Origin of the sequence: Neisseria sp. WLZKY-1, assembly GCF_046546535.1 — a bacterium.
In the GTDB taxonomy this organism is placed as follows: Bacteria; Pseudomonadota; Gammaproteobacteria; order Burkholderiales; family Neisseriaceae; genus Neisseria.
The window spans coordinates 1-7,050 of the sequence record NZ_JBKGTW010000075.1 but is presented as its reverse complement, the minus strand read 5'-3'; the positions used below and the strand labels follow the sequence as shown (position 1 = coordinate 7,050).

Sequence of the window (7,050 nt, the reverse complement as noted above, 5' to 3'; positions counted from 1 at the left end):
CCGCAAAAAGGGCATTTTTTGTGTTCAAAGGTTTTGACTCCGCTTAAAGTCTTGTAGCATAAGGCTTGCGGGGGTTTTGGGCAGTAAATTTGTTACTTACGCCACAGAAACCATACTCCGCCAACTCGCCGCCGCCCTTCTTCTCGCAACCTGCCTTATCCGTCCCGCCGCTGCAAGCGATATTCCCGCCGTCCTCTATCAGGAAATCGACGGCAGCGACCGCGCAGGCGTCGACCGCATTACCGCCGTATTTCCCGACAGCGCAGGCCGCTAAACGGGCAGACCCGTTTTTATCCGCCACGGCTCGTCCCTCCGCTTTCTGCGGCAGGCGGAACACTTCCTACGCCGCAACCCGCCACCGCCCGCGCGAAAAATCGTCTTCACCGCCGCCAACCAATCCGCCCACGAAATCATCCCCGACCTGCGCCGCCCGCCCTACCCCACCGCCTCGCTTGAAAACGGCGAGGAAGGCGAAATACTCATCGGGCTTGACACCGACGCACACGGACGCATCTGCCGCAGCCGCATCATCGAAGCCTCGCCCCATCCACGCCTCAACAATGCCGCCGCCCGCGCGGCCGCCGCATTGAAAGGCCGCGGGAACGGCAAAGCCAACCGCCGCTATTACTGGCTTATCCGTTTCCAATTCGTTTGACGGAAAACGCCAAGAGGCCGTCTGAAACCCGATAAGGCTTTCAGACGGCCTCTTTCCCGCACGGTAGCCTGTCCGACGCTTAACGCGGATATTGCGCCCTCAGGCGGCAATGGCGGTTTGCGGACAAAGCCGCCGCAATGCCGAACTGTCGGTATAGTGAGCCAACACAAAAATCTACGGCATTGGAAATGTCCAGCAAACCTGCCCCGTACTATCTGTACTGTCTGCGGCTTGCTGTCTGGTATCTTTTTGTGTTGGCCCACTATAAAAGTCAGGTTGAGGCCGTCTGAAACCGCCCTCCTCCTTTTTTTCAGACGGCCTTCGCCAAGCGGTCAAGCGCAAAAAGCCCGCAGCGGAACACTGCGGGCTTTTTGATGCTACCGTGCGGAACAGGCTTACGCGCCGTCGCGCAGGATGCGGCGGATGGCGGAGAGCTGGCGGCGGCTGACGGGCAGAACTTCCTCCACATCCAGCACTTTCGCGCCCCAGCTGGCATTGCCTTCGTCTTCGTCGCCGTCGAGGCGAATCAGGCTGTCGAGCGTGTGGCGCATCACCAGCGCGTTGCGGTGGACGCGGATCACTTTCTCGCCGAGCATCTCTTCCCAGTGCACCAGCGTTTTGGGCAGCTCGTAGCGCGAGCCGTCGCCGGTGATGAGGAAGACGGTTTTCTGGTCGGCCTGCAAATAGCGCGCCTGCTGCCAGGGGATTTCGACCATGCGTTCGCGGTTGAACACCTGAAAGCTTTTGAATTCGTCGGCGGATTCTTCGATATTGCCCTGCACGCGCGCCAAAGCGGCCTGCAAGCGGGCGATTTTGATGGGTTTGAGCAGGTAGTCTTCCGCCGCCAGCTCGAAGGCGCGCAGGGCGTGTTCTTCGTAAGCGGTGGTGAAGATAACGTGCGGCTGCTTTTTGGCGATGCGTTTGATGCGCTCGACGAAATCCAGGCCGGTGATTTCGGGCATGTTGATGTCGGTGAACACGATGTCGGTTTCGTGTACGCTGAGCCATTCCAGCGCGGGCTGGGCATGGGCGAAGGTTTTGAGCAGGACGACGCCGCATTCGTCCAGAAGGACGCGCAGGCGTTCGGCGGCGAGGATTTCGTCTTCTACTATGATTGCACTGGGCATGGCTCTCTACCGTTGGTTTACAGAATCATACAAAGGCCGCAATCGTAGCGGGTTAGGCCGCCGCTGGCAACCGCAAAGCGCATCCGGCCGCCTTGATGGGCTTTTTCAGACGGCCTACAATCGCCGCTTCCCCCGTCTTTAAACGTTTTTACACAGGAGCTGCCGATGAAGTACCGATTCGCCACCGAAGCCATCCACGCCGCCTACAACCCCGACGAGCACAACCGCGCCATCATGCCGCCCGTCTATCAGAATTCCATGTTCACCATGAAGGAAATCGGCGAACAAATCCCCTTCCGCTACGCCCGCCTCGCCAACCCGACGCGCAAAGTGCTGGAAGACACCGCCGCCGTCTTGGAAAACGGCGCGGCCGGTTTCGCCTTTGCCAGCGGCATGGCGGGCATAGACTGCGTGTTCCGCACTTTTTTGCGCCCGGGCGACACCGTCATCGCCGTCAGCGACATCTACGGCGGCAGCTACGATCTGCTGGTTGACGTGTACGCCGCCTGGGGCGTGAACGTGGTGTTTGCCGACCTCACCGATCCCGCCAATCTCGACAAAGCCCTGGCGGAACACGAAAACGTGAAACTCGTTTGGCTGGAAACACCGTCCAACCCGCTTTTGCGCCTGGTCGACATCGCCGCGCTGGCCGCCAAAGCCAAGGCCGCAGGCGCGCTGGTGGGTATCGACAACACCTTTGCCACGCCCTATCTGCAACAGCCGCTGGACATGGGCTGCGACATCGTTTTCCACTCGGCCACCAAATACCTGTGCGGCCATTCTGACGTGCTGATGGGCATCGTCGTCGCCAAAACGCCGGAGCTGGCCAAGCCGCTGCACACCATGATGGTGAACACCGGCGCGGTGGCCGGCCCCGCCGACTGCTCGCTGGTGCTGCGCGGCATCAAAACCCTTGCCCTCAGAATGGAGCGGCACTGCGCCAACGCGCTGGACATCGCCCGCCGCCTCGAAGCGCATCCGGCGGTGGAAAAAGTGTTCTACCCCGGCCTACCCTCGCACGAACACCATGATCTGGCGCGGTGGCAGATGGCCAAAGGCTGCGGCGGTGTGGTCACCGTTTATCTGAAAAACGACAGCCGCGAAGCCGCCAACAGCGTGATTAAAAACATGAAACTGGTGCGCATGGCTTCCAGCCTCGGCGGCGTGGAAAGCCTGGTCAACCACTGCTACACTCAGTCGCACAGCGGCGTGCCGCCCGAAGTGAAAGCCGAACTGGGCATCCGCGTCGGCCTTTTGCGTTTTTCCGTCGGCATCGAAGACATCGAAGACATCTGGGCGGACATCTCCGCCGCGCTGGACACCACGCTGTAATCCGCTTTCCACCATACGTAAAGGCCGTCTGAAAACCGTTTTCAGACACGGCCTCTTCCTTTCAGACGGCCTGCCGTTTCGGTATCATGGCGGCCTTGTTACAGAAAGCTCCCCATGCCGTCCGTTTTTCCCCTTGCCTCCATCCCCGTCTCCTATAGTGCATTCCCGCACAAAAGCCGCTCCGCCGCCGGGCAGAACGGTTTTTTCCGGCCGCTCATCGGAAGCAGGACATGAACCGTTTCAAAAGCCTGACCTTTCGCCTGAAATTCTTTACCCTGCTGTGGATTGCGGTATCGGTCGCTTCGATCGTGTTCACGCTGTATCTGTCGCTGTGGCTGGAAGGCAATGCCGCGGCAATCAACGATTTGGGCAGTTTGCGTTTTCAGAGCTACCGGCTGGCGCTCTTGGCAGAAGAAGGTGCGCCACAGCCTGAAATCGACGCCCATATCCGCCGCTTCGACGAAGTTTTGGCCAATGTACGCCGCGGCGATCCGCGGCGGCCGCTCTCGCTGCCGGACGATCCGAAAGTCATGGCGAAAATGGCGGATTTGGAGCGGCAATGGCAGCAAACGGTCAAACCGTTTTTTCAGGCTGCTTCGCAAGGGAAAACCGCCGGCACGGCCAAGCTGGATGCTTTTCTCAATACCATCAATACAGTAGTCGGCGAAGTGGAACGCACCAGCGCCACTTACATCACTTGGCTGCGCTTTTTTCAAAGCGGTTTGCTGGCGCTGGTGCTGGTTAGCTCGGCGGTGATGATTTGGCTGACGCGGCTGTGGATTATCGACCCGCTGCAGGAATTGTTGCGCGGCGTGCAGGCCATTGGCGACGGACGCTTCGGGCTGCAGATGCAGACGGCAGGGCCGTCCGAATTTGCCGAAGTAAGCGGCGGTTTCAACCAGATGAGCAGCCGTTTGAGCCAGCTTTACAGCGGCTTGGAGCAGGAAGTGGCCGACAAAACCCGCGATTTGGAGCGCAAAAACTTTATTCTCGGCGTGCTCTATTCTTTTTCCGCGGTGCTGAACCGGCCGCAAACTGCCGCCGAAGCGGCCGCGGTATTTTTGGAGCGGGTGCTGCGGGTGGCCGAAGCCGATGCCGGCAGCGTGCGCCTGATCGACCCGCGCCGCCAGCGCATGGATCTGGCCGCCCATATCGGGCTGCCTGAAGAATTGAAGCATTCCGAAGCCTGCTCGAAAATCGGCGACTGCCTGTGCGGCACTGCCGTGCAGAACAACGAAGTGCACACCGTGCGCTTTTACGACAGCCGCCCGGCGGCAGACAACGAACACAGCTACGAATGCCGCCGCCTGGGCTTTGGCGATTTGCGCGTGCTGCCCATCCGCTACAAAGAGCAGGATATCGGCATCGTTACCCTGTATTTCAGGCAGCCTCAGGAGATTAGCGACACCATTACCGAGCTGCTGGAACTTTTGTGCAGCCAGTTTGGCGTTGTTGTCAGCAATACCCGATTGGGCGAAGAGAGCCGTCAGCTGGCCGTTTTGCAGGAGCGCAACCTGATCGCCCAAGGCCTGCACGACAGCATCGCGCAAACGCTGGCTTTTCTTAATTTGCAGGTACAGATGCTCGAAAGTGCCCTGCAGTCCGGCAGCAGCGATCTGGCCGGCGAAAACCTGCAATTTATCAAAAGCGGCGTGCAGGAATGCTATGAAGACGTGCGCGAGCTACTCTTAAACTTCCGCACCAAAATCGCCCGCCGCGACTTTGCCGAAGCCGCCGACGAGCTGGTCGAGCGCTTCCACCGCCAAACCGGCATCGCCGCCCATATCAACTGGATCGGCGACCAGGGCCCGCCGCTTTCCAGCGACCAGCAGCTGCAGTGCATCTTTATCCTGCAGGAGAGCTTGTCCAATATCCGCAAGCACGCCCAGGCCGACCAGGTAAACATCGAAATCGACAACGGCCGCGATTTCGTGATGACGATTACCGACAACGGCCGCGGCTTCGATACCGAGCATCTTGAGCGCCTGCCCGGCAACCACGTCGGCCTGAACATCATGCACGAACGCGCCGGCCGCATCCGTGCCGAACTCAACCTCACTTCCCAACCCGGTCAGACCCGCATCCGCCTGTTCCTGCCCGAGCAAGAAAGACATCCCGCATGAACGACTCCCGCCCCATCCGCATCGTCCTGATCGACGACCACACCCTGTTTCGCAGCGGCATCAAAGCCCTGCTCGCCCGCCAGAGCGGCTTTGAAGTGGTCGGCGAAGCATCCGACGGCCTCTCCGGCATCAAAACCATCCGCCAAACCGAGCCTGACATCGTCCTTTTGGACTTGGACATGCCGGTGATGAACGGCCGCGAAACCCTTGCCCAAATCCTCAGCGTGCGCCCTCAGCAGTGCGTGGTGATGCTCACCGTATCCGAAGACGGTGAAGATTTGCTCGAATGCATGCGCTTGGGCGCGCACGGTTTTTTGCTAAAAAACATCAATGCCGACTTTCTCACCGAATCCATCCGCAACGCCGCCGAAGGCAACAACGTCTTTTCGCCCGAGATGATGGCCAATATGGTGCAGTCGCTGATCCGCCCGGCCAAGCCGGCCGAAGACCAGCGCCTGGAAGAGCTGACTTCGCGCGAATTGGAAGTGCTCGGCTATCTGGCCGCCGGCCACAGCAACAAAATTATCGCCCGCAGCCTGGATTTGGCGGAATCGACGGTAAAGGTTTATGTGCAGAACATCCTGCGCAAGCTCGAACTCACCAGCCGCGTGCAGGCCGCCGTTTATGCCGTCCAGCACAAAGTGCCCGTACCGGCACCGCCCAAAGCGGAATGAAACCGGCGCCCTGCCCTGCACCGCCTTTTCGGTTTTCAGGCTGCCTGCCGCCCAAGCAGCCTGAAAACAGACAATCAAACGCTTTTCAGGCTGCTTTTACCCACCATCCGTGAATATAGTGAGCCAAAATAAAAAATATACGGCGTTGCTGCGCCTTGCCGTACTATCTGTACTGTCTTCGGCTTGCTGCCTTGTATCTTTTTTATTTTGACTCACTATAAAAGCAGCCTGAAAACCACTCCCCGCCTTTCAAGCTGCCTTAATGCGAAAACCGCCATGAACGACCAAGAACTCCTGCGCTACAGCCGCCACATCCTGCTCGACGAAATCGACATCGGCGGCCAGCAGCGCCTGCTTAATTCCGCCGCGCTGGTAGTCGGCTGCGGCGGTTTGGGTGCCGCCGCCCTGCCCTATCTGGCCGCCGCCGGCGTCGGCCGTCTGCTGATTGCCGATGACGACACCGTGGAATGGAGCAATCTGCAGCGCCAGGTCAGCTATGGCGAAAGCGACGTCGGCAGCCTGAAAACCGCCGCCATGGCCGCCCGTCTGCACGCAATCAATTCAGGCTGCCGCATCGAAACCTTCGGCCGTCTCGACGAAGCCGCCCTGCGCGCTCTGCTGCCGCGATGTGGCGTGCTGCTCGACTGCTGCGACAATTTCGCCACCCGCCGCGCCATTAATGCCGCCGCCCACGCAGCCGGCACGCCGCTGGTTTCCGGCGCCGCGGTGCGCTTTTCCGGCCAGCTGGCGGTGTTCCGCCACGACCTGCCCGAGCAGCCCTGCTACGCCTGCCTGTTTGGCGAACCCGAAGGCGGCGACGGCAGCTGCGCGCTCACCGGCGTGTTCTCGCCGCTGGTCGGCGTGATCGGCGCGACGCAGGCGCTCGAAGCGCTGAAAATCCTGCTCGGCTTGCCCGCCCAACCGGCGGGACTGAACTGCTACGACGCGCTGTCGGGAAGCTGGCAGCATTTTGCTGCCGCGAAAAATCCGGCTTGTCCGGTTTGCTCGTCAAATAAGGGCAAAGCAGCCTGAAAAGGTTTGGGGCTGTCCTAGATAACTCAGGAGATTCCGTTTAAGTTAGAATTTTCCTTATGAGAAAAAGTCGTCTGAGTCAGTACAAACAAAACAAACTGATTGAG

7 protein-coding genes are annotated in these 7,050 nt (G+C 59.8%); 6 read left to right on the top strand and 1 reads right to left on the bottom strand.

Going from position 1 to position 7,050, the window contains the following annotated elements:
• Positions 1–76: 76 nt before the first annotated feature.
• Positions 77–274, top strand: coding sequence for a hypothetical protein (locus ACLD9W_RS11810; RefSeq protein WP_410842198.1), 198 nt, complete (start codon positions 77–79; stop codon positions 272–274).
• Between the two features lie 18 nt (positions 275–292).
• Positions 293–655, top strand: a complete 363-nt coding sequence (locus ACLD9W_RS11805) for an energy transducer TonB (RefSeq protein ID WP_410842199.1) — start codon at positions 293–295, stop codon at positions 653–655.
• A gap of 395 nt (positions 656–1,050) precedes the next feature.
• On the opposite strand, the gene ACLD9W_RS11800 is transcribed toward ACLD9W_RS11805, so the two are convergent.
• A complete protein-coding gene (locus ACLD9W_RS11800; protein WP_410842197.1) occupies positions 1,051–1,782 on the bottom strand; it encodes a LytR/AlgR family response regulator transcription factor in 732 nt (243 codons plus the stop codon).
• 165 nt (positions 1,783–1,947) lie between these two features.
• Between ACLD9W_RS11800 and ACLD9W_RS11795 the strand changes: the two genes are divergently transcribed.
• From ACLD9W_RS11795 to ACLD9W_RS11780, 4 genes are all read left to right on the top strand, one after another.
• Positions 1,948–3,114, top strand: a complete 1,167-nt coding sequence (locus ACLD9W_RS11795) for a trans-sulfuration enzyme family protein (protein WP_410842196.1) — start codon at positions 1,948–1,950, stop codon at positions 3,112–3,114.
• Between the two features lie 230 nt (positions 3,115–3,344).
• Complete coding sequence (locus tag ACLD9W_RS11790; RefSeq protein ID WP_410842195.1) at positions 3,345–5,237, top strand: type IV pili methyl-accepting chemotaxis transducer N-terminal domain-containing protein; 1,893 nt, start codon at positions 3,345–3,347, stop codon at positions 5,235–5,237.
• Positions 5,234–5,911, top strand: a complete 678-nt coding sequence (locus tag ACLD9W_RS11785; RefSeq protein ID WP_410842194.1) for a response regulator — start codon at positions 5,234–5,236, stop codon at positions 5,909–5,911. The genes ACLD9W_RS11790 and ACLD9W_RS11785 overlap by 4 nt, the downstream gene beginning before the upstream one ends.
• A gap of 276 nt (positions 5,912–6,187) precedes the next feature.
• Positions 6,188–6,943, top strand: a complete 756-nt coding sequence (locus ACLD9W_RS11780; RefSeq protein ID WP_410842193.1) for a HesA/MoeB/ThiF family protein — start codon at positions 6,188–6,190, stop codon at positions 6,941–6,943.
• The last annotated feature ends 107 nt before the right edge of the window (positions 6,944–7,050 follow it).